15 protein-coding genes are annotated in these 19,772 nt (G+C 36.6%); 9 read left to right on the forward strand and 6 right to left on the reverse strand.

Annotated elements, in window-relative coordinates:
- The first annotated feature begins 251 nt into the window (after positions 1-251).
- Positions 252-908, forward strand: a complete 657-nt coding sequence (locus CFK40_RS10155; protein WP_089532198.1) for a carboxymuconolactone decarboxylase family protein — start codon at positions 252-254, stop codon at positions 906-908.
- Positions 909-1,861: 953 nt separating this feature from the next.
- Here the strand turns inward: CFK40_RS10155 and CFK40_RS10160 are convergent.
- The 4 genes from CFK40_RS10160 to CFK40_RS10175 all read right to left on the reverse strand — a co-directional run bounded on the left by CFK40_RS10160 (position 1,862) and on the right by CFK40_RS10175 (position 6,294).
- Positions 1,862-3,232 carry an aldehyde dehydrogenase gene (locus tag CFK40_RS10160; RefSeq protein ID WP_089532199.1) on the reverse strand — a complete coding sequence of 457 codons (1,371 nt, stop codon included), beginning with the start codon at positions 3,230-3,232 and terminating at the stop codon, positions 1,862-1,864.
- An 18-nt stretch (positions 3,233-3,250) separates the two neighbouring features.
- Positions 3,251-4,171 (reverse strand): ribonuclease Z, encoded by a 921-nt coding sequence (gene rnz / locus CFK40_RS10165; protein WP_089532200.1) that lies wholly within the window; start codon positions 4,169-4,171, stop codon positions 3,251-3,253.
- A 12-nt stretch (positions 4,172-4,183) separates the two neighbouring features.
- A complete protein-coding gene (namA, locus tag CFK40_RS10170) occupies positions 4,184-5,200 on the reverse strand; it encodes an NADPH dehydrogenase NamA (RefSeq protein WP_089532201.1) in 1,017 nt (338 codons plus the stop codon).
- 365 nt (positions 5,201-5,565) lie between these two features.
- A complete protein-coding gene (locus CFK40_RS10175; RefSeq protein WP_089532202.1) occupies positions 5,566-6,294 on the reverse strand; it encodes a glycerophosphodiester phosphodiesterase in 729 nt (242 codons plus the stop codon).
- A 68-nt stretch (positions 6,295-6,362) separates the two neighbouring features.
- Between CFK40_RS10175 and CFK40_RS10180 the strand changes: the two genes are divergently transcribed.
- The 4 genes from CFK40_RS10180 to CFK40_RS10195 all read left to right on the forward strand — a co-directional run bounded on the left by CFK40_RS10180 (position 6,363) and on the right by CFK40_RS10195 (position 10,966).
- Positions 6,363-7,979 carry a M20/M25/M40 family metallo-hydrolase gene (locus tag CFK40_RS10180; protein ID WP_089532203.1) on the forward strand — a complete coding sequence of 539 codons (1,617 nt, stop codon included), beginning with the start codon at positions 6,363-6,365 and terminating at the stop codon, positions 7,977-7,979.
- 85 nt (positions 7,980-8,064) lie between these two features.
- On the forward strand, positions 8,065-9,027 hold the full coding sequence (locus CFK40_RS10185) for an MBL fold metallo-hydrolase (protein WP_089532204.1): 963 nt from the start codon (positions 8,065-8,067) through the stop codon (positions 9,025-9,027).
- A gap of 9 nt (positions 9,028-9,036) precedes the next feature.
- The gene (locus tag CFK40_RS10190) at positions 9,037-9,831 is read left to right on the forward strand and encodes an SDR family NAD(P)-dependent oxidoreductase (RefSeq protein WP_089532205.1); all 795 of its coding nucleotides are present in this window, start codon (positions 9,037-9,039) and stop codon (positions 9,829-9,831) included.
- A 427-nt stretch (positions 9,832-10,258) separates the two neighbouring features.
- Positions 10,259-10,966 carry a DNA alkylation repair protein gene (locus tag CFK40_RS10195; protein ID WP_089532206.1) on the forward strand — a complete coding sequence of 236 codons (708 nt, stop codon included), beginning with the start codon at positions 10,259-10,261 and terminating at the stop codon, positions 10,964-10,966.
- A gap of 222 nt (positions 10,967-11,188) precedes the next feature.
- Here CFK40_RS10195 and CFK40_RS10200 read toward each other — a convergent pair whose 3' ends face one another.
- Both CFK40_RS10200 and gabR read right to left on the reverse strand, forming a co-directional pair.
- A complete protein-coding gene (locus tag CFK40_RS10200; RefSeq protein WP_089532207.1) occupies positions 11,189-11,590 on the reverse strand; it encodes a glycine betaine ABC transporter substrate-binding protein in 402 nt (133 codons plus the stop codon).
- 832 nt (positions 11,591-12,422) lie between these two features.
- Complete coding sequence (gene gabR / locus CFK40_RS10205; protein ID WP_089532208.1) at positions 12,423-13,832, reverse strand: MocR-like transcriptional regulator GabR; 1,410 nt, start codon at positions 13,830-13,832, stop codon at positions 12,423-12,425.
- A gap of 265 nt (positions 13,833-14,097) precedes the next feature.
- Between gabR and CFK40_RS10210 the strand changes: the two genes are divergently transcribed.
- The 4 genes from CFK40_RS10210 to CFK40_RS10225 all read left to right on the forward strand — a co-directional run bounded on the left by CFK40_RS10210 (position 14,098) and on the right by CFK40_RS10225 (position 19,687).
- Positions 14,098-15,489: an NAD-dependent succinate-semialdehyde dehydrogenase gene (locus CFK40_RS10210; RefSeq protein WP_089532209.1), complete on the forward strand. Its 1,392-nt coding sequence runs from the start codon at positions 14,098-14,100 to the stop codon at positions 15,487-15,489.
- Positions 15,490-15,633: 144 nt separating this feature from the next.
- Positions 15,634-16,854 (forward strand): M20 family metallo-hydrolase, encoded by a 1,221-nt coding sequence (locus CFK40_RS10215; protein WP_161493852.1) that lies wholly within the window; start codon positions 15,634-15,636, stop codon positions 16,852-16,854.
- A 39-nt stretch (positions 16,855-16,893) separates the two neighbouring features.
- Positions 16,894-18,213, forward strand: a complete 1,320-nt coding sequence (locus tag CFK40_RS10220) for a GntT/GntP/DsdX family permease (RefSeq protein ID WP_089532211.1) — start codon at positions 16,894-16,896, stop codon at positions 18,211-18,213.
- 241 nt (positions 18,214-18,454) lie between these two features.
- Entirely contained in the window at positions 18,455-19,687 is a 1,233-nt protein-coding gene (locus tag CFK40_RS10225; protein WP_089532212.1) for a M20 family metallo-hydrolase, read from the forward strand.
- Positions 19,688-19,772 lie beyond the last annotated feature (85 nt).

Here is a 19,772-nt window from a genome sequence, read left to right on the forward strand (position 1 = left end):
TGGGAGATTTGTCAATATCTTTGATCAAATTCCTACCCTATCTTCTTTTATGTTATAGATATAGGTCAATTTTCACTTGTGCGTAAAAATGATAAAATGTTTTAATTAATATAACTGTCTGAACCTTTAGGGCGATAATTTATTTGAAAACAAAAGGTGATGGTCATGAGTAAGGGTTAATAAATAGGCATAGAAGATAGGTATCCTAATACGATTGAAAAAAGAAGTATAGAAAATTGGGAGGGAAAACTTTGAGTAGAGAAGAATTGTATAAAAAATCATATTTTAACCGTATTGGTGAATTAAGTGATCTTGTACCAGATGTTTTTAAAGCTTTCATGAATTTTGACAGACTGGCATTAGCAGAGGGGAAACTAACAAAAAAGCTAAAAGAATTAATCGCCATTGCGGTTGCTCATACAACAGGCTGTCCTTATTGTATTGAACTTCATGTTAAACAAGGAAAATCGAAGGATGTTTCTAAAGAAGAAATGTCTGAAGCCATAATGGTTGCAACAGCCTTAAAGGCAGGCTCTGCGCTTGCTCATGGAGTGAATGCCTTAAATGCATACGATCAAAATGAAGACGAAGAATTGTATAGAGCATCATATTTTAATAGATTAAAAGAATTCTCAAAACTCAATGGAGAAGTTTTTAAGTCATTTGTTGATTTTGATGGAAAAGCAATGAAAGAAAGTATTTTAAGTGTAAAAGAGAAGGAATTGATTGCGGTTGCGGTTGCTCATACAACGGGATGCCCATACTGTATTGACGATCATACGAAAAGAGCAAAACGGGCAAATGCAACAAAGGAAGAACTAGCAGAATCTATTATGGTTGCAACGGCATTAAAAGCAGGTTCAGCTTTAGCTCACAGTGTGAATTCCTTAAATGCATATGATTCATAAAATAGAGATTTAAGATTCATATATCTTCATACTTTATGGGTCTTCGTTCTGTTGCTACATTTATATTTTATAATCTTTGGAAATGGGCAAGTAAATCAAGAAACAAAAAGAGCGTAGTATTTAACGTTATTAACGTTAAATACTACGCTCTGGTATACTACATATAAGGGCGCGATTGTGGAAGTTCAAGGGCAGAAAGTGCTCAAACTTTTTTATAAAAAATATATACTAATTCACGATAGAAGAATCCATTTATTTTGATCAATCTTTTTTTCAAAACGGATTCTTTTTATTTACCCTAAAATGTAGTTTTGCGGGATACTTTTGATTAAATTTTATTTTAAAGCTACAACTATTTAACCCTTCGAAAAAATGTGTCATAACATACTGCTCCGGAGATACACTACGCGCACCTTAGGGCTTGCGCGGAATCTCCTCGCTTTTCCGAAACAAGCCACTGAAAAAGTGGTGGATTTTAAAAATTTAACTTTTCACTTTAACTTAGCATCCTCGAATATACGGAGACTCCTGCGGGAAGTAAGAGATCGGCGAGACCCCGCAGGACGACAGTTCCGAGGAGGCTCGACACTCGCCCGCGGAAAGCGAAGTATATTCGAGGATGCGACGGTAGATCCACATATTTTGTACTATACTTAACTTTTTCAGTAACCTCCTTCCGAAAAGCGAAGGCGCCGCAGCTAGACATAGCAAAGAACGCTCTACTCGGGGGTCTCATCGTCTTCGCCTTTCTAAGCTGAAGTCTTTGTGTATTTCCTTCGCTAGCATGGCGTTTGACTTTCGCTTCGAGTGATCGACTCCTAAGGGAAAAGCAATAGTTGAAGATCCCGCAGGAAGCTGAAGCTTTGCCGCGGAAAGCGACTGCCTGAAGCGGAAGTCTACGTTCCGCAATATCGTAGTTATTGTAGCAAAAACAACAACCTTTATTTATATAGTTACTTCATAACACGTTTCGTTATACTGTGAGCGATTTTACTTCCAGGATAGCGTAATGGAATATCAAATTTTGTTGTTTGTTTTAGGATGCTTTTCTTATGTGAAAAGGTATCAAAGCTATCTTTACCATGATAAGAACCCATTCCACTATTACCAACTCCACCGAAAGGTAAGTTTGGGTTGGCTAAATGGTATAGGGTATCATTTATGCATCCACCACCAAATGATAAGCTGTTCAATACCCTTTGTTGGGATTTATCGTTTTCACCAAAATAATAAAGTGATAAGGGTTTTTCTTTGTTTTTAAGGACTGAAATTGCTTCTTCTAAATTTTGAAACGTCATCACAGGTAATAACGGACCAAATATTTCTTCTTGCATAATCGGATCATCCCATGTTACGTCTTCTACTATCGTCGGCTCAATCGAACATAGGTCTGGATTCATACCACCACCATGAACAATATTACTCTCAGTTAATAGACCTTTTAAGCGGTCAAAGTGATCTCGGTTTACAATTCGTCCATAATTTTTATTATGAATTGGATTTTTACCATAAAAGGATTTAATATGCTTTTTCATCGACTTAATTAATTTTGGTTTCACTTTTTCATGTACATATAAAAAGTCTGGTGCAACGCAGGTTTGACCAGCGTTCGTATATTTCCCCCAAACAATCCGTTTAGCTGCTAAATTGATATTGGCATCCTGATCGACGATTGCTGGACTTTTTCCACCAAGCTCTAATGTAACCGGCGTTAGATGTTCACTTGCTTGTTTCATGACAATTTTTCCGACATTTGTACTACCTGTAAAAAAGATATAGTCGAATTTTAACTCGAGTAATTGCTGACTCGTTTCTTTGGCACCTTCGACTACCGCAACATAGTTTTGATCAAATGTGTTTCCAAACATTTTTGCGAGTATTGAGGATGTTGCTGGTGTGAATTCTGACGGTTTAATTACTGCCGTGTTACCAGCTGCTAGCGCGCCAATTACTGGGGCGATTGCTAACTGCAATGGATAGTTCCATGGAGCAATGGTAAGTGTTACACCATATGGTTCAGCGATTATAAAACTTTTTGATCCTTTGTGTGTGATTGGCGTATCAACCTTTTTTTCTTTCATCCATTCTTTTAAGTTCTTTAGCGTAACATCTATTTCAGTATAGAGAAAGCCAAGTTCAGTGGTCAATGTTTCGTTTTTTGATTTATCCAAGTCATCTTTTAGTGCTTGATAGATTTCTTTTTCATGGGCCTTCAGCATTTTTTTAAGCTTTTCTAGTTGGTCCTTACGAAATGAGTAGGAAAGTGTTTTTTCGGATTTGAAAAATGTACGTTGTTCAGCTAGTAGTAGTTGGAACAGACTCATGGTAACAACTCCCTTTTACTAATTTGATATGTCCATTACAAAAAAGTCATGTGCAAGTTCTGTAACTGGAAAGATAGCTTTTGCTTCATGAATAAGATCATGGTAATGCTTTTTTTGATAACGTGATGAAATATGCGTTAAGACCAATTTGCGAACAGAACTATGCTTAGCTAAGCTTGCTGCTTGTGTTGTTGTAGAGTGAAAGTATTGTTCAGCTAGTTGTTCACTTTCATGATTAAATGTAGCTTCATGAACTAATACATCTGAACCAGAAACAAATTCTGAATTATTTTCAGTGTAACGGGTATCTCCTAAAATAGAAATTACTCGGCCTTTTTTATCGGGTCCTAAAAAATCCACTCTAGCAACAGATTCGCCATTTGGTAAAACGGTTGTCTCTTGGTTCTTAATTTGCTGATAGATAGGGCCAGGAGAAATACCTTTTTCTTTTAACTTTTCAACAAGTAATTCCCCTAGCTTATCTTTTTCTTCAATGCGAAATCCATAACTCGGGATTCCATGATGTAGCTTTTTACAATATACCTTAAATGCTTCATCTTCAAACAATTTTCCTTCTGAAAGCTCGACAAACTCTAATGAATAAGTCAAATGTGTCCCACTTAACTGAAGACTCGTTTCAACGTATTCTTTAATGCCTTTTGGTCCGTAGATAGTAAGTAAGTCATCTCCACCCTGGAAAGACCTGCTACTTAGCAAACCCGGAAGTCCAAATAAATGATCCCCGTGTAAGTGGGAGATGAATATTTTGTTTATTTTTCTTGGTTTGATCGAAGTTCGTAAAATTTGGTGTTGTGTCGCTTCACCGCAGTCAAACAACCATATACTGTTTTGTTCTTGTAGTAAAGTTAGCGCAAGAGAAGAGACGTTTCTTTCCTTCGACGGCACCCCTGATCCAGTTCCTAGGAAAATTAATTCCATGTGAATCGCCTCCTAGTGCCAGCCACGTTTGTATTGTGTTGGCGGTTCTATTGGTTCACCTAATTCATCCGCAACTTGCTTAGGCCAATAGGGATTTCTTAATAGTGCACGAGCAACAAAGATCAGATCAGCCCGATCATTTTGCAAGATTTCCTCTGCCTGGATACCTGTTGTAATAAGACCAATAGCACCTGTTGCAATTGAGACTTCTTTTTTAATTGCCTCGCACCGCGGAATTTGATAGCCGGGGTATGCTGAAATTTTTGCAGGAACAACGCCTCCTGAGCTACAATCGATTAGGTCAATTCCCTGCTTTTTCATCTCTTTTGCATAAAAGTAAAAGTCATCAAGTGTATTACCATTTTCATTATATTCATCCGTTGAAATGCGGACGAATATAGGACCATCCCATTCCGTTTTTACCGACTCAATAATTTCAGATAGAAAGCGATAGCGATTTTCTTTTGAACCTCCATACGAGTCTGTGCGTACATTGGTTAGTGGAGATAAGAACTGGTTAATTAAGTAACCGTGGGCACCATGTAATTCAATAATATCAAATCCTGCTTCTTTAGCTCGTCTAGCTCCATTCTTAAAAGCAGAAATCGTTTCTTTAATAGCGTCAGTTGTCATTTCTTTCGGTTCTTTATAATTCTCATTAAAGGCAATGGCAGAAGGGGCATAAATGGTCGATTCTAAATCTGCTTTTCTTCCAGCATGGCCTAACTGGATACCAGACTTTGCGTCATAAGCATGGATTTGTTCATTAAGGTTCTTTAATCCTTCAACATGTGCATCATTCCAAATTCCTAAGTCTTGTGCTGAAATACGGCCTTCAGGTTGTACGGCGGTTGCCTCAGTAAAAACTAGTCCTACTTGTCCCGCGGCACGTGAGATATAATGTGTCATGTGAAATGGAGTGATTTTGCCATCTTCATCAAAGCATGAATACATGCACATTGGTGACATCGTAATTCTGTTTTTTAACGTTACATCTCCGAACTGGGCTTGCGAAAATAATTTACTCAATTTATATCCTCCTAGTTTCTTGTCCTTGTCTAGCTACGGCTTCTAGCGTCTAGCAGTGAGGCCACTGAAAAAGTGGTGGATTTGAAAAATTTAACTTTTCACCTTAACTTAGCATCTCGAATATACGGAGACTCCTGCGGGAAGCAAGAGATCGGCGAGACCCCGCAGGACGGCAGTCCGAGGAGGCTCGCCACTCGCCCTAAGGTGCGCGTAGTATATTCGAAGATGCGATGGTAGATCCACCTATTTTGTACTATATTTAACTTTTTCAGCAGCCTCTCTAGCAGATAGTTGGTTCTGATGAAAGTACGGAAAGTCACCGTACTTTCACAGTCCCATCTATCTGTACGCCGCTGATTAGTCGCCTACTCTTTTCTTGCAATATTAATGGCTTTTCCTGGTACATCGGTAAATATCCCGTCGCAGTTCAAATTGAAACAGCGCTTTATGTGTAACGCTTTATTAACTGTATAGATGCGGATAGCTATCTCTTCCTTATTACATCTATCTACAAGTTTACGACTTAGTAATGGATATTTGACATGGATCGCGTGTGCCCCAAGCGATTTTGCATAGGCCACCAAATCCTTTCTCCTCCTTGACGTAAGAAAGGCGGAATCAATACGTTTATCAATCTTTTTCATTCGTTTTATACTCTTTGGATTAAACGATGACAATGTGGTACGATTTAATAATTGATAATCGATTAACATCGTATAAACCATTTTTTCTAAGTCTTTGTAGTCTATCTTATTATTTTTCAGTTCAATATTTAAGCATAAAGGCTTATCCTTTATCCAAATTAGAAATTCTTCTAAGGATAGAAGGGGTGTATTAGCGTAAGATATGGAAAACCATGAACCCGCATCTAATTGTTTTAATTCCTGGTATGTATAATCTTTAACATAACCAAATCCATTTGTAGTTCGCTTTAACCTTTCATCATGAATAAGAATTGGTACCTGATCTTTGGTTAATTGAACATCTGTTTCGATACCATCTGCACCCAAATCATAAGCCAATTGAAAGGCAGGTAATGTATTTTCTGGTGCTAGTTTACTTGCACCACGATGTGCTATTATTTTTGTAGACAATCGCTTCACCTCATGTATGATTTTGTTTTACTTTTACTGAAAAGTCAATTTGTAGGAGGCCTACTTATATGAAAAACTGGCAAACGAAAGAGGAATTAACTGATCTCCTCTGCTCACTTGTAAATCACCAAAGTATAACTGGAAGTATGGCTGAAATTGCGCTTCCAGAATATATATACCATTTACTCGCTCAAAAAGAATATTTTCAAACAAATAATCATCATTTAAAATTACATCCTTTAGACGATGGTAGACGGTTATTAACCGCTTTAGTGAAAAAAGGCAATAAAAAGGAAACTATCATTTTATTAAGCCACTTTGATGTCGTTGGAGTGGAAGATTATGGTTCTTTGCAAAATTTAGCCTTTCATCCACGAGAATTAACGCATGAAATGAATAAGATCAAAGATAAATTGCCTGATGAAGTTCAAAGAGATATCGAAAATGGAGAGTGGCTATTTGGTCGTGGATCGATGGATATGAAGGCTGGACTGGCATTACACATGTCATTAATCGAGCAAGCGATAGATGATGAATTTGATGGTAATATTTTACTTGTAACTGTACCTGATGAAGAAGTGAATTCAAAAGGTATGTTGACGGCCTTACCTGTCTTAAATCAACTTAAAGAAGAAGAAGATTTAATCTATCGAGCATGTTTAAATGGGGAGCCGATGTTCAGTAAATATCCAGGCGATTCTGCTTATTATGTGTATGCGGGATCGATTGGAAAGGTATTACCAGGTTTTTATTGTTATGGAAAAGAATCACACGTAGGGGAACCATTTGCAGGAATTAACCCCAATCTAATGGTGAGCTTTTTGTCACAGCAGTTAGAGCTGAATGAATCGTTTATCGAAAAAATTGATGATGAGGTGACACCCCCTCCTGTCAGTCTAATGCAACGCGACTTAAAAGAGGAATATTCGGTTCAAACACCAAACGCGGCTATTTCTATGTATAATGTGTTGTATTTAAAGCAAACATTCGATGAAATCAATAAAAAATTGCTTACTAGCACAAAAAAAGCCGCACAGGAAATAGAACATTATATTAAACAAAAGGCGAACAACTATGCAACTATCGCTACTGATTTTACGATGCCTGATTTTAATGTTTCTGTCTTGATGTATGAAGATTTATATGCAGAAGCAGTAAAACGGTATGGTGAACATGAAGTAGTTCGACGTCAAAACTTATTGGTAAATCAACGTGATAAGGGAGACCGTGATTTCTCAACCATGCTTGTGCAGGACCTAGCATCTATGTGCAAGGATTTAGCTCCAATGATTATCTTATTCTATAGTCCACCATTTTATCCTGCTGTTTCATCCTATGATGATCCCTATATTAAGGATGTGATGGACCATGTGAAATCCTATACATCATCAACCTATGAAATAGATTTAACGGTTGCAGAGTTTTTCACCGGATTATCTGACTTAAGTTTCCTCGGTCCCGTTTCATCAAAAGGTAAATTAAATCAGTTGACGGTAAACATGCCACTTCAAAATAATGGATTTGTTTTTCCAGAGGATATCATGGAAAAATTAACGATGCCTATTTTAAATATTGGACCATTAGGAAAATCACCACACCAATGGACTGAACGTGTCGAATTAGTATACAGTTTTGAGTATCTACCACGTATCTTGACAAAGGCGATTCATCGTTTATTAATCTAAGAAAAGTTAATAAGGATGACATTCAGCTGAATTAGCGATAAAATAGAAAGAAAAATGAATGAGCATTCATTATGGAGGATTTCCAATGCAGGTATTACATGACAAAATTACGAAACTTACTATCCCCACACCGTTTGCGGTTGGCGATACACATGTTTACTTATTAAAAGGCGATCGGTTGTCGTTAATCGATGCTGGCGTAAAAACGAAGGAAGCATGGGAAACGTTGAAAGCCCAATTGAAGGTATTAGGCTACCACCCAAACGATATAGAACAAATTATCTTAACACATCACCATCCAGATCATACCGGTCTTATTGGACAATTCCCACGAGCCGAAACGTTAGCTGGTCATAAAAATAATGATGTATGGCTTACAAGAAATCAGGAATTTTTCCGCCGACATGAGCAGTTTTATCGTGATTTTTTTATTTCTTCAGGAGTACCAGAGTCCTTTAAAGGCTTTTTAAAGAAATTAGAGGAACCCATGCATTATGCTGGTGAAGGAAAGTTAACCACATTTTTAGAAGAACACAACCAATTGCCCGGCCACGAGGAATGGCAAGTGATTGATACGAAAGGTCATGCACAAAGTCATCTATCCTTTTTCCGTGAAAAGGATGGTGCTTTTATTGGTGGAGACCATGTGATGGGACATATAACACCGAATCCTATTATTGAACCGACGCGCAAAGGGGAAGAAGAGCGAGCAAGACCACTTGTTCAATATCGCAGCAATCTTTTGAAGTGTTTAACACTCGGAATTTCAACCGTTTATCCAGGCCATGGAGAAAATATCACCAATTTGGATGAATTAGTTCCTAACCAATTAAAGAGACAAGAGCAACGAGCTGGAAAAGTTCTTGATATGCTACAAGTAGAGGAACAAACACCCTTTCACATTTGTGAAAAACTTTTTCCGAAACAAATTGACAAACAGCTTGACCTGACCATGTCAGAAACAATCGGACAGCTTGATTTTCTTGAAGATCAAGGGAAGGTAGTAAAAGCAATGAATAATGGTGTCTACTATTATAGGGCGATTTAGGTGGTTAGAATGAATAAGCGATTAATAGCCAAAAAGGTAATCGTTACAGGAGCCTCAAGCGGTATTGGGGAAAGGCTAGTATGGCATATTGCTAAAAATGGCGGAATTCCAATTATGCTGGCACGATCGATTGACAAACTAGAAGGTATTCAACACCAGCTTAGTGAGGCGTTTGGTATACAGGCATTTAGTTATCAGGTTGATTTACTGGACGAAGAAAAACGGGAAGCTGTATTTAAACAAATTCTAATCGATCACCCACAGGTGTGTGGTTTGATCAATAATGCTGGTTCTGGGTTGTTTGAATATGTCGAGTCGATGAACTGGGAAGAAGCTAAAAAGATGTTTGAACTAAATGTATTCGCACTTGTTCAGGGGACACAGCAAGTATTAAACCACTTTCTTACTAACCGAGAAGGGCACATTGTAAATATTGCTTCACAGGCAGGGAAAATGGCGACACCCAAATCATCTGTCTATGCTTCTACCAAACATGCAGTTCTTGGTTTTACCAATGCATTACGAATGGAAGTCGCAAGTAAGCATATTGCTGTCACAGCAGTTAATCTCGGGCCGGTGCGAACGAACTTCTTTGTCGATGCCGATCCGACTGGAAGTTATCAAGTTAAGATAGCAGCCTATATGCTTGACCCAGATCGTGTTGCGAAAAAGATTGTAAACCATTTATTTAAGAAGAAACGTGAAATTAATATGCCAGGATGGATGGAGTTTGGAAGTAAGCTCTACACACTTTTTCCAAAGACAATGGAGTTAATATTAAAAAGCCAGTTTAATAAAAAGTGATTGGAAAAAACGTAAAGATGCTTAAGATAATCTCTCTAGCCATAGCTATATATGTATTACTTATACAAAATGAATTTCCGGACTTTAAAAAGCTAAGCATTTGATGCCACCTTATATACTTCATTTTACGATAGTAATAGTAATAACCTTTTAGTGGAACTCCATATTTAATCTATAATCGAAATAAAATAAAGTTTGGTGGCGTTATGTTGTCATGTTTGTTGTATGTATAAATTATGGTAATTGAAAAGTATAGAAGACTTAAAAAAGAATGTAAATTAGTTTCTTACACGTAAGGAAAGTATATTAGTTTTAAGGAAACGCCGGTGTAAGAAAAGCTTCGCCATTCGCTATTAAGGACTTGGCGAATGCCGAGTTTTTCTAACAATTAAGTTGGTGTTAGTAGTAAGGAAGGAAGTACAAAACTATGGATTTCGAAACAGTTATGCGGGAGCTTGAAGCATTGGGCAAGGAACAAATGAAAAAAAGGTACATATCCAATGGTGCACACGAGCCGCTTTTTGGCGTGGCTACAGGTGCTATGAAACCAATCGCAAAGAAAATAAAAGGAAATCAACGTTTAGCTGATGAACTTTATGCTACAGGTAACTATGATGCAATGTACTTTGCGGGTATTATTGCAGACCCAAAAGCCATGACAGAGTCGGATTTTGACGCTTGGATGGATGCAGCATATTTTTATATGCTATCCGATTATGTGGTAGCAGTAACATTATCTGAGTCAGATATTGCACAAGACGTTGCCGATAAATGGATTGCAAGCGGTCAGGAGCTGAGAATGTCAGCGGGCTGGAGTTGTTACTGTTGGCTTTTAGGGAATCGCCCAGACAATGAATTTTCTGAAAGCAAGATTTCCAATATGCTCGATGTCGTGAAAAATGCGATTCATAATTCGCCAGAACGAACGAAATCTGCTATGAATAATTTCCTATACACTGTGGGTATTTCATACTTACCACTAAATGAAAAGGCAATTGAGACCGCAACGGAAATAGGTACAGTAGAAATCAAGCGAGAAAAGAAAAAAAGCAGTTTCCTAAACGCTTACGAAAGTATTCAAAAAGAAATGGATAAAGGAAAGCTAGGTTTCAAACGCAAATATGTAAGATGTTAAAATTAGCTTCGGCATAGGAGTGTTGATCCAAGGAGGACTGACGCTCTTTTTGTTGAAGTTACTGAACGAACGACGCAGGATAGTGGAAGAAAAAAGAACCTGATGAATGTAAATTATTAAACGTATCCTCTGTATCGTAGGCTTCTTTTAAACATAATAAATGCTCCCTCTTAGTAACCAAATTAATTAAAGGGGAGCATATCACTTTTAGTATTCCGTGTACTACTCTGCAGGTTGAAAATCTTCAAGGGAATCAACTTCCATATATGCTGGTACAGCTAATCCAATCTTGGTACCTTCATAGCTTGGTCCTAGATCTATAAATTCACCTTCATGTTCCTTATATAAAGCACCATGCGTCGTAGGCATCCATGGAGAAAGAGAAGCATCAGCATCACCTGTTGAAATTGATTCAAACAAAATAGCTGGATCAAGTGGAGTAAGTGTAATGTTGTATCCTTGTTGCGCCAATACAATTTTAGCTACGTTTGCTGTAAATAATTCTGAATTCCAAAGAGATGAAACTAATTCTATTGGAGTACCATCTACTGGATCTACTCCTTCTGTCCATTTTGCAACTACTTCTTGATTTTCATCTACCCACTGCTGTGCTAACTCATCCATCTCTAATTCTTCTTCATGAGCTGTTAGCAAGGCTGATTCGACGCAGCATGATATTATAAAAAATATCTTTTTTCTAATGGGTCACTCTTGTAAATTGTCGGATCCCAATAAAATTAATATGAAGTTATACGAACCCACATGTAAAAAAAGGAACATGGGATAAGTACTATAAAGGAATGCCGATTCGCACTTGTAAACTTACTATCATAGGTTGAATCAACTAGCACACTATGATTATCCAATTTTAAAAAGCAGAAATCAGATAATTTCAAAGGGGGCGATTATATGGAAAAGAAGGAGTCGGATTAACGAAACTTCTTGAATGAATCACACACAAAGTCGATTTTAATTAATATGAAGAGCTAGATAGTTCAGACCATATGTAGCTTGATGGATGACCAGGTGTATACCAGGAATGACGCTGTCTATTCTTTATTGGAAGTAGTAGCATTGATAGAATTAGAAGAAAAAAAGGTTGACCCAAACGAGGCTAGAAATAGATTGGTGAATTAAGTTAGTTTTGACTGTCTTTAAATGAGTAGTTTATCGTCATGGTTTGGTGCGAGAGTTTGTGCTTGTTAGTCAAGATACACTATTAATATTCAATAGACTAGCGTTTGTATTGTATCCCAGTTTATTTCACCTATCCGAGAAAAGCGTCAAATAATCCTCTATCCAAAAATCCGGATGAAGGATTATTTAACGCCTTCAATGCAACTATGCTATTGCTCATTTCACATCTTATTTAACCATCACCAAAAGCTATGGCATTATCTTGGGATATGCCAATGTAGTCTAGCATGGCTTTAATTCAGGATTTTTTTGCTATCCCTCAGCAAATAACATGATATAACCGTTCCACCGCCTCAACTATGTCTTCTTGTTTAATACTCGCAAAGCCAATGACCAGTTTGATGTTCTTTCTATTGCTAACCTCATTTCCCAGTAAGAATCGTTTTATTGTAAAGATCTCGAGTTTTTCTTGTTGTGCGTTTACATCGATTTCTTCATAGCTTTTGTCTGTATTGAATTCTGCAGAAAAGTGAAGACCAGCTGGTACATCTTTAATGTGTACCTTATCCTGAAATCTTGATCGCAGCTCTTTTATTAAGTGTTTTCGTTTCTTGTTATAATGTTGATTCATTCTTTTAATGTGCTTGGCATATTCACCATTTTGTATAAAATAGTGTAACGTATATAAATGAAGCGAATTACTCCCTTGCCAATCTGAAAAGTAGTATCGATACAATTCCAGCAAGCTAGGCGGCAATACCATATAGCTGATTCGAAAACTGGGTAAAAGTGTTTTGGAAAAAGAACCAACATAGATGACGCTGTGGTTTTGATCAAGGCTTTGTAAGGAAGGAATATTATCTGTCCCATATTTAAACTCACTATCATAATCATCTTCTATAATATACCGATTACCACGCATCGCAGCCCAATTTAATAACTCAACTCTTCTGGATATCGGCATAATAATTCCAGTTGGAAACTGGTGAGAGGGTGTAACAAATAAAAAATTTGGATTCGATACTTTTACTTCTTTGAAATCTATTCCTTCCTTGTCTAATGCAATAGGTGATATTTCGAACTTTAGGCTTTTTAATAATTGAAAAATACGGGAATATCCTGGGTTCTCTACAGCTATTTTTGTATTTGATGGTTGCACACCCATCAAATGATGAATTAGCGGTTGGGTTCCTGTACCGATAACGATTTGCTCGGGTTCACAGATAACGCCACGAGTCAAAGCGATCATATGAGAAATCGTCTTTCTTACGGCTAAAGGTCCCTGAGGATGAGTGATTTGAGAAAGCTCATCCCTAAATACGTTTATTGCTTTTTGTTGGCTTTTCGTCCACTCATGAAATGGAAACATAGAACAGTCTGTTGTGATATGAGATAAGGACAACCATCCTTCTTTATGGTTGGAAGTTTCTCTTAAATGCTCTGGTAATTGATACTTATTTAGGGGATATTTGTTAATAAAGTTCCCTATATCTTCGACGAAATACCCTCTCCGTTCAATTGTATAAATGTATCCTTCTGCAAGCAATTGTTCATAAGCAGTAGCAACCGAATTAATGCTCACCATTAAATCACTAGCCATTTGCCTTTTTGAAGGTAGTTTATCACCAGCATTGATAGTATGTTCCGATATGAATCCTTTTAATTTTTCGTAAATCTGCTTATAAATAGGTTTGGAATTATTAACCTTATCTATATAAAACTTAATCATCCAACATCATCCTTGGTCCCTAGTTTTTTTTAATTCTGGTACTTTTCATTATACCAATGAAGTATCATACTAGTCTATAAATTCAGTAACAATAAAGGAGGTCTATAGTGGAAACGGTTACGACTGCTTCAAAATTGCAAGAGAAAAGTATGTGCTAAGGGAAGTTAACAATGGCAACTTAAACAGAGTATAGGATACAGGTGGTGCCACAATTAGTGATATCGATCAGAATGAGTGGATCGACTCTTAGGAGGGAGTATTAGCAATGACAGAAGCATTACAAGTAAAAAATCCTGCTACAGGGGAACTTGTTGAAGAAGTAAGGATAAATACCGAAGAAGAAATACTTGAGGCATTGAAAAAAGGGAATGCGGCTTTTAAGAAATGGTCCAAAATGAATGCACATGAACGGTCAAGACTGTTAAAAAAATGGGCAGATCGAATTCAGAAAGAAAAAGAAGAAATCGCCAAAATCATGACGTTGGAAAGTGGGAAACCAATTAATGAATCCTTAGGAGAAGTGGATTATGCCACCAGTTATATTGACTGGTATGCGGAAGAGGCAAAACGAATTTATGGTCGGACAATTCCAGCTAATTCGGAGTCTAAACGAATTGTTGTAACTCGTCAACCGGTTGGACTCGTTGCAGCTATTACGCCGTGGAATTTCCCTGCAGCCATGATGACGAGAAAAGCTGCACCTGCGCTAGCTGCAGGGTGTACGTTCATTGTCAAACCAGCGGAGGAAACACCCTTAACAACGATAAAGCTGATTGAATTGGCACATGAAGTTGGTATACCGGAAGATGCTATTCAATGTGTGATTGGTTATGGCAGTGAGGTCGGAAAGATTTTCACCGAGAGTGAATATGTACGGAAAATAACATTTACCGGGTCAACGCCAGTTGGGAAGCACCTTATTAAAAATAGTGCTGATACGGTAAAACATGTCTCGATGGAATTGGGTGGGCATGCACCGCTGATTATCGCAGAAGACGCCGATATCGATTTTGTTGTCACACAAACAATTGCTTCAAAGTTTAGAAATGCTGGTCAAACTTGTATTTGTGCAAACCGTGTACTTGTGCATGAAAATATAGCTGATGAATTTTCCAGCAAATTAACTAAAGAAGTTCTTAAATTAAAAGTTGGGAATGGATTAGAAAAACGGACGCAGGTTGGACCTGTAATTAATGTGAAAGGCTTTGACAAGGTTATGTCGCAAATTCATGATGCGAAGGAAAAGGGGGCAGAGGTATTATGCGGAAATCAATTTGACGCTGACAGAGAAGCTGGTTATTTCTTTATCCATCCAACTGTACTCAAAAATGTAAGCGAAAACATGAAAATAATGCAAGAAGAAACATTCGGGCCAGTCGTTCCGATAACAACCTTTAAGGATATTAAAGAAGCAGTGCAAATTGCCAATGGTACACCATATGGTTTAGCTGCCTATTTCTTTACCAATGATTATCGAACAGGAACATTTCTGCATGAAAACTTAGACTTTGGTATTGTCGGCTGGAACGATGGTGCCCCATCTACCGCACAGGCTCCATTTGGTGGTATGAAAGAAAGCGGACTAGGGCGTGAAGGCGGAATAGAAGGAATAGAGCCTTATTTAGAAACGAAGTATTTGTCGGTGGGTGGTATATAGGTATAGTTGTTTAGGACCACAAAATGAATAGACACTTTATAAAAGTGTAATATACTGATCAACCGCTAAACAGTACAAGGTTAATTTCTTAGGACATTAAAAGAACTATCAATGCTTTTTATATTTAGTTTAAGGAGGTATATTTTGGAGATTAATTTAGACAGGATAATTGAACAGTTCAATCTGATGTCAAATGTTGGGATTGATTCCAATGGAGGTATAACACGATTAGCCCTATCACAAGAAGATAAAGAGGCTAGGGATTTACTAGTTTCCTGGATGAAAAATGTTGGCTTATCGATACGAGTAGATGATGTTGGTAATATTTATGGTAGAAGGGAGGGAAGTGTTTCAGATGCTAAACCAATAGTTTTAGGCTCACACTTAGATTCGATAGAGGACTCCGGACAATTTGACGGGGTAATGGGTATTTTAGCCGCTTTAGAGGTTGTGAGAGTCCTAAATGACTATTCTATTAAAACAAAAAGACCAATTGAAATTGTTAACTTTACAAATGAAGAAGGAATTCGCTTTAAAAACCTGATGACTGGAAGTGGTGTTCTATCACAAGATTATGATATTGAAAGTGTATACAATGAGAAGGATGCACATGGAAAAACCTTTTTGGATGAGTTAAAAGCAATAAACTATTTAGGAAAGAAAGAGCATCGCTTACTGGAAGCTAAAGCGTTTGTAGAATTGCATATTGAACAAGGACCTATACTTGATTCTGAAAAAATATCCATAGGAGCTGTTGAAGGTACCTTAGGAGCGAATTGGTTACAGGTTAAAGTGGTAGGAGAAGAAAGTAATTCAGGGCCTACACCAATGTATGTAAGAAAAGATCCTCTTATTTCAACTGCTAAGTTGATTTTAGAAATAAATAAACTAGTTAAAGAAATTGGAGAAAGAGCGATTATAACGATTGGGGACGTTAAAGTTAAACCGGGGAATATTAATACTGTTCCAGGGGAGGTAACATTCTTAGTTGATGTTCGAGGAGAAAATGAAAAGGAAAACAACTTAGGTGTAGAATTGGTAATTGAAAAGTTAAAAACAATTGCTAAAGAATATGAAGTACAAATTGAATTCAAAACTTTGCGTTCAGCGGAACCGGCTGTCTTTTCTCCCGAAATTGTAGACACTATATTTAGTGCAGCTGACAAGTTAGGGTATTCTGTCAAAAGAATGGTAAGTGGAGCAGGTCATAACTCTTCTTTTATGAACAACATTTGCCCTACAGCAATGATTTTTGTACCTAGTGTGGATGGGAAAAGTCATAATCCTAAAGAACTAACAAGATGGACAGATATAGAAAAGGGGGCAAATACATTACTATATACTACGTTGAATTTAATGACGTAAGGTATAAAATATATTTAAAAACGAGGGGGAGATACAAATATGTTTGAGGCACCTACAATATGGGGAATAGTACCGCTTTTAATATTTATCTTCTTTGCTTTTAGAGGTTGGAATCCAGTTGCCGCTTTATTATTAGCAGTAATAGTAGGAGCGGTAATGAGTGGCGAAGGGCTAATTGGGATATCAAGTTCCATAAAAGATGGATTGGGTTCTTTTTTAGCTTATGTTGGTTTAATGATTTTATCTGGAGCAGGATTAGGGAAAATTATAGAAAGGACGGGAGCTGCCCAAAACTTAGTAAAGTTTATTATGATAAAGTTAAAAGTTAATTCTCCTACAAAGGCTATTTTTGGCACAATGCTTTGTTCAATGCTGATTACTGGAATGCTAGGAACACTAGCGGGCGCCAACGCGGTTATAGCCCCTGTTATTATACCAATAGTTGCAGCTGTAGGCGTATCATCAAGTGTTGTAGCTGTCATTTTTCAAGGTGCAGGAACAACTGGACTCTTCTTAGGTCCTTTTACACCTCCAATGGTAACAATAACAGAATTAACTGGACTGTCTTATAAACAAGTTTTATTTTCAGCTAGTATACCTTTAACTATTATTGTATGGATAACTACATTTATTTATTGTAAAGTAATATTGAAAAAATCTTTAAAAACTAATCCGTATACTGAAGGGGATATTGTATTAATAGAATCTGATAGTGAAGATGGTTCAATTTCTAAAAGAGATAAAAAAATTAAAGCGCAGTCAACTTTCGCTTTTATTGCTACATTATTAGGTTTAATAATTTATGGAGTCATAATAGAGGGTGGATCAACTTTTGCCATAGGCATAATATTAACAACCGCTGTCGTTACGGGATTAGTTGGTAGACTCTCGCCAAACGAAATAGCTAGTACTTTTTTTGAAGGTGCCAAACCATTAATATGGCTATTTTTCCAATTTGTTTTATTTTCTCCTTTTATTTATTACATCGAAAAATTAGGAGGATTTGAAGCAATAGCTAATTACTTGTTGCCTTTAGTTGAAAATGGTGGAAACGAAATGTTTTTGAGTTTAGCAACGATCTTAGGAGTTGTTGGTATACCAGGAGCATCTGTTGCTCAAATGACTGTTTTACAGGAAATGTTTGCTGATACAATCACAACCTTAGGGATACCAATGACAGTATGGGTTTTAGCTCTTCTAGTTGGATCGCAAATGACTGAATATTTATATCCAGTAGGAGACACATTAGGGGCAATGGGTATTGCACGCTCAAAAGATCTAAAGAATATGGTTACTTTTGGGGTAGTTGTTACAATAGCTGCGGTAATAATGGCAGTTATAATGTTTATGTTTGTATAACTGATGATAATTGACTTAGGTTAATTGTAGATTTAAATTTTTTGGAAGTAGAATGACTAATATCGCTTGTCCCAAAACAAGAATGGTATTAATGTAATATGACAAAGTTAAAGGAGATTGTATACTAAATAGATTTTAATGATGATAGTAATTTCTTTAACACTCTTAATTAGAAAGTTGTTTTATGTAGAACACATGTAAACTTTGGTGAAATAGATGATACGAAAGGAGTAATATTATAATGGGGAAATCGTTATCTGTAAATTTATCAAGATTAAAATCTACATTTGAAATGAGTAATAAAATTGGAGGAACCAAAAACGGAGGAATACATCGATTAACTTTCACTGAAGAAGATAAACAAATGAGAGATATTTTCGTTCAATGGATGAAGGATTCGGGGCTAAAAGTGCGTGTTGATGATTTTGGAAACATTTACGGCAAAAGAGAAGGAAAAAATAAAAATGCTGATTCTGTAATGATTGGATCACACTTAGACTCTATGCCTATGGCTGGGCGTTATGATGGTATATTAGGAGTATTAGCATCTCTTGAAGTAGTGCGTACCTTAAATGACCATAATATTGAGACAGAGCGATCAATTGAAATTGTTAACTTTACAAATGAAGAAGGAGAAAGATTTAAGCCGAATATGCTCGGATCTGGAGGGATTACCGGAAAACATGACAAAGAATTTATATACAATGTTAAAGATTATGAAGGAATTACTTTCTTAGAAGGTCTAAAAGAAATTGATTATTTAGGTAGTAAAAATAATAGAGCATCACATGTTGCATATTTTATTGAATTGCATATTGAACAAGGGCCATTTTTAGAAGCTAATAAAAAAGTCATTGGTGTAGTTGATGGTGTAAAAGGATCGTCTAGATTTAAGCTATCAATAAAAGGGGTTTCTAGTCATGGAGCTTTTCCAAACGACTTTAGAAACGATGCATTAATTGCTGCGTCTGAAATTGCTTTAGTAATTGATAACCAACCGGATATTTTTCAAGATAATTTGACTACATCGATTGGTGTTTTTGAAGTTTATCCTTCTGTACAAAGCCAAACTTCGGAAAACGTTGAAATGACATTTGATGTTCGCCATTTAAATGGAAATATTAAGAGAAAAGCAATAAATAACATTAAACAATCTATTGAAGAAATAGCAAACAAAAAAGGTGTTGAAGTAAAATTAGAACAAACATGGGATGCTAATGGACAGAATTTCTCTAAAAAAGTTATTGAAATGGTTAAAGATGGTGCAGAATCCTACCAATATCCTTATCAATATATTACTAGCTCTCCTCTTCATGATGCATCTTATATTGCTGATATTGCTGAAACTGGTATGATTTTTGTTCCATGTGAAAAAGGATTAAGTCATCGTGAGGAAGAATACGTATCTTTTGAAGATATAGAAAAAGGCGTTAATGTATTATTGTACGCAACCCAAAAATTAGCTAATTTATAATATAGTATTTATCAGAGTATTTCTCTAAACCTTTTGGATAGTCAACTAACTAGCAGTAAATAGGATTTAGGGAGATACTTCTTTT

The organism is Virgibacillus necropolis (genome assembly GCF_002224365.1).
In the GTDB taxonomy this organism is placed as follows: domain Bacteria; phylum Bacillota; class Bacilli; order Bacillales; family Amphibacillaceae; genus Virgibacillus_F; species Virgibacillus_F necropolis.

What these genes read in the sequence shown, in the direction of transcription:
- CFK40_RS10160 (WP_089532199.1), bottom strand. Translation starts at nt 3,232, where the DNA reads ATGAGTCTGTTCCAACTACTACTAGCTGAACAACGTACATTTTTCAAA.
- rnz (WP_089532200.1), bottom strand. Translation starts at nt 4,171, where the DNA reads ATGGAATTAATTTTCCTAGGAACTGGATCAGGGGTGCCGTCGAAGGAA.
- CFK40_RS10180 (WP_089532203.1), top strand. Translation starts at nt 6,363, where the DNA reads ATGAAAAACTGGCAAACGAAAGAGGAATTAACTGATCTCCTCTGCTCA.
- CFK40_RS10185 (WP_089532204.1), top strand. Translation starts at nt 8,065, where the DNA reads ATGCAGGTATTACATGACAAAATTACGAAACTTACTATCCCCACACCG.
- CFK40_RS10190 (WP_089532205.1), top strand. Translation starts at nt 9,037, where the DNA reads ATGAATAAGCGATTAATAGCCAAAAAGGTAATCGTTACAGGAGCCTCA.
- CFK40_RS10195 (WP_089532206.1), top strand. Translation starts at nt 10,259, where the DNA reads ATGGATTTCGAAACAGTTATGCGGGAGCTTGAAGCATTGGGCAAGGAA.
- CFK40_RS10200 (WP_089532207.1), bottom strand. Translation starts at nt 11,590, where the DNA reads ATGGATGAGTTAGCACAGCAGTGGGTAGATGAAAATCAAGAAGTAGTT.
- gabR (WP_089532208.1), bottom strand. Translation starts at nt 13,832, where the DNA reads ATGATTAAGTTTTATATAGATAAGGTTAATAATTCCAAACCTATTTAT.
- CFK40_RS10210 (WP_089532209.1), top strand. Translation starts at nt 14,098, where the DNA reads ATGACAGAAGCATTACAAGTAAAAAATCCTGCTACAGGGGAACTTGTT.
- CFK40_RS10220 (WP_089532211.1), top strand. Translation starts at nt 16,894, where the DNA reads ATGTTTGAGGCACCTACAATATGGGGAATAGTACCGCTTTTAATATTT.
- CFK40_RS10225 (WP_089532212.1), top strand. Translation starts at nt 18,455, where the DNA reads ATGGGGAAATCGTTATCTGTAAATTTATCAAGATTAAAATCTACATTT.